A 2562-nucleotide genomic window follows, 5' to 3' on the forward strand; every position below is an offset into this window, starting at 1 on the left:
GCTTTGCGTTGCGCTTGCCCAGGAAATTGCAGGCGACGTGCCAGGCCGTGCCAAGCGGCCGAAACTATTTTCTAAGTGATTGATGGCAGCGGAGAAATACTTGAACGCTCGCAAGATCACGCAGCGCGTCACGCCATCGAGCTGTTGGAGTTCGTTGGTTCGCTGCCAACAAACTCAATGTGAGATGTTGGATTGGAAAACGCGGCGTTCGAACAGACTCGCAGCGTTGATTCGATCAACGAGTTCCACATGAGTGCCCGATGAGTAGCGATGAGCAGAGACGATCCTGATGGTGTGTGCTTTCAAGAATGTTTCATCGAGATCGGGCAGCGTACGCGCGATGCCAGTGTGCGATCGGCTCTTATGCCCTTTTGCAGCCTGGACGAACGCGTACGATCGGCTCACAGTAGCCTTGTCCCCTAGAGAGGTTTCTTCCGTTGTTCGCGAGGAGTCGTCGTCATGACAAATCTTATTCGCATCAATGACGAGGTCATCAACTCCGACAGCTTCGTGAAGCTGTTGAAGTTGAGCGGTCGGTTCGATTCGCTCATCGATGATATCGTCCAGGAAAAATTAGCAGTGCATTCGGCCCGGAAGCATGGCGTCCGGTTGACGCCGGAATCGGTACAGCAACGCTCCGATCAGCTGCGCCGCGTGAACGGACTGCACCGGTCGGTGGAAATGAAGCGCTACCTCGAGAGCATGAAAGTGACTCCCGAGGAGTATGAAATGTACGTGACGGAAACGCTCTGTTTCGAAAAGATGATGGAACAGATCGTGACCGATGCCAAAGTGGAACAGTTCTTCCGGTTGAACTCGCCGCAGTTCGATAGCATCGATGTCAGCCACATCGTGGTGGACTCCGACGGCAAGGCGCGCGAGATCATGGCGATTCTGGGCGACGAGCCGGAGCGCTTCGCCGAACTGGCGCACGAGTTCTCCATTGCCGATACGCGCGGTCACGGCGGACATGTGGGCAAGGTACTGCGTGGTGCGCTGCGCGGCGATGTGGAAGCCAAGGTATTCCATGCCCAGAAAGGCGAGATCCTCGGGCCATTTGCTTCGCCTGACGGCACCTGCTTCGAGATTTTCACCGTCAATGACAAGAGCCCGGCCTCGCTGGATGACGATACCAAGGCCGAGATTCGGCGCGTACTGAAAGAACAGTGGCTGGCCGCGCAAGCCAGCGAGCATCGGCTCGAAGTCATGTAGTGCAGCTGAGGTCGCGATGAAACCGGTCGAGTCGAATCCCGAAGCGACGATTTCGTATGCGGCTGTGTTGGAAAAGATCGAGATTCTGCGCTCGACCTTGCGTTGGGCGCAGAATCTCGATCGAGCTCAAATCAATAAACTGCTGAACCAATGCACCGCGCTGCGAGACGAAGTGGTGCGTTTGTCGCACACCGAACGCTTCGTCAAAGCCAGCGCCGCGACGCCTCGGAACCAAAGTGTTGCCCAGCGACGGCATGCGTTGCTGGAACGCGACTTTCAATTCGAAGGCGTGTTCGGCGACAGTCCGCGATTGATCGAAGCGTTGGAAATCGCGGAGAAGGCTGCTCGCACCGATCTGCCCGTACTGATCGATGGCGAGAGCGGCACCGGCAAAGAACTGATGGCGAAGGTCATCCACGCCAACGGGAATCGCGCCGACCGTCCGTACATCACCTTGAACTGCGGCGCCATTCCCGAAAATCTGCTCGAGTCCGAGCTGTTCGGTCACAAGCGTGGCGCATTCACCGGCGCCAGCGCCGATCGTGCCGGCAAGTTCGAAGCGGCCAACGGCGGCACCATCTTCCTCGATGAAATCGGCGAATTGCCTTTGATCGGGCAGGTGAAGCTGCTGCGCGTCCTGCAGTCCAACGAGATTCAGCGGGTGGGCTCGGATCAAGTCATCAATGTCGATGCACGCATCGTGGCCGCGACCAACAAGAATCTTCTCGAAATGTGTAAGGCCGGCGCCTTTCGTGAGGATCTCTATTACCGGCTCAGCATCGTCCAGGTGACGTTGCCGCCGTTGCGTGACCGTCGCGATGAAATCCCTTTGCTGATCGAATACCTCGCCAATGAAGCTTCGCAGAGGCTGCAGCGGCAGACTGTGAGACTCTCGAGAAGGCTGTCGAGCTTCCTGGGCGCTTACGACTATCCGGGCAACATTCGCGAGTTACGAAACATCATTTTCCGAATTTCCTGCCTGGCAGCCGATACCGCAGACCTGGAGCACTTGCCGGAGAACGTGCGGCTGAAGATGCCGGAGCGGGCGGCACAGCCAGAACCCGAGGCGGCGACCTCGCTCAACGATGCCAAACGCCGAGCCAGCGATGAAGCCGAGCGTAGTTATTTGCTGGAGTGTCTGGAGAAGGCCAATTTCAATGTGACCAATCTGGCGCAAAGCATCGGCATGAATCGCAGTCACGTGCAGACCCTGTTGAAGAAACATGGACTGAGCGCGCGACGAGCCAACAAAGCGCGTACTGATGGCGCGTCGTCGTCGGCTGCTTCTTCCAGCCTGACCTGACCCAACACTGCCAATGTTTCTTGTTGGCTGTGAGCCAACGAACTCCA

The 2562-nt window shown here is 57.3% G+C and carries 2 protein-coding genes; both read left to right on the forward strand.

Going from position 1 to position 2562, the window contains the following annotated elements; all coding sequences use genetic code 11:
• Window positions 1-459 precede the first annotated feature (459 nt).
• A complete protein-coding gene (locus tag JNL55_RS03505) occupies window positions 460-1212 on the forward strand; it encodes a peptidylprolyl isomerase (RefSeq protein WP_293849315.1) in 753 nt (250 codons plus the stop codon).
• A gap of 16 nt (window positions 1213-1228) precedes the next feature.
• Window positions 1229-2515 (forward strand): sigma-54 interaction domain-containing protein, encoded by a 1287-nt coding sequence (locus tag JNL55_RS03510; protein ID WP_293849318.1) that lies wholly within the window; start codon window positions 1229-1231, stop codon window positions 2513-2515.
• Window positions 2516-2562: the final 47 nt, after the last annotated feature.

Source organism: Steroidobacter sp. (genome assembly GCF_016790065.1).
GTDB lineage: Bacteria > Pseudomonadota > Gammaproteobacteria > Steroidobacterales > Steroidobacteraceae > Steroidobacter.

Coding starts and splice junctions, on each gene's coding strand:
- JNL55_RS03505 (WP_293849315.1), top strand. CDS start 460: ATGACAAATCTTATTCGCATCAATGACGAGGTCATCAACTCCGACAGC.
- JNL55_RS03510 (WP_293849318.1), top strand. CDS start 1,229: ATGAAACCGGTCGAGTCGAATCCCGAAGCGACGATTTCGTATGCGGCT.